This is a genomic window from Pseudooceanicola lipolyticus, from assembly GCF_002786325.1.
GTDB classification, from domain to species: Bacteria; Pseudomonadota; Alphaproteobacteria; order Rhodobacterales; family Rhodobacteraceae; genus Pseudooceanicola_C; species Pseudooceanicola_C lipolyticus.
Genome location: NZ_PGTB01000437.1, coordinates 1 through 522, shown reverse-complemented (window position 1 = coordinate 522; position 522 = coordinate 1). Strand labels below are relative to the sequence as shown.

Genomic DNA, 522 nt, shown 5'->3' with positions numbered 1-522 from the left:
AGGACAAAGAGGGCAGCGCCCCAGACCAGCAGCGTCTGATCTTTGCGGGCAAGCAGCTGGAGGATGGCCGCACTCTCGCGGACTACAACATCCAGAAGGAGAGCACCCTTCACCTTGTTCTCCGCCTCAGAGGTGGTATGCAGATCTTTGTAAAGACCCTGACTGGAAAAACCATAACCCTGGAGGTTGAGAGCTCGGACACCATCGACAATGTGAAGGCGAAGATCCAGGACAAGGAGGGCATCCCCCCGGACCAGCAGCGTCTGATCTTCGCCGGCAAGCAGCTGGAGGATGGCCGCACCCTAGCAGACTACAACATCCAGAAGGAGAGCACTCTCCACCTGGTGCTCCGCCTCCGCGGTGGTCAGTAAGCCATGGGTCGTTTAAGCTGCCGATGTGCCTGCGTCGTCTGGTGCCCTCTCTCCATATGGAGGTTGTCAAAGTATCTGCTGTTCGTGTCATGAGTCGTGTCAGTGTTGGTTTAATAATGGACCGGTTGTGTTGTGTGTGCGTACTACCCAG

At 56.5% G+C, this 522-nt stretch carries 1 protein-coding gene; it reads left to right on the top strand.

Annotation, left to right across the window (positions count from 1 at the left end):
* A partial coding sequence (locus CVM52_RS28275) for a polyubiquitin (RefSeq protein ID WP_205965054.1) occupies window positions 1–371 on the top strand: 371 nt, incomplete at its 5' end.
* Between the last annotated feature and the right edge of the window lie 151 nt (window positions 372–522).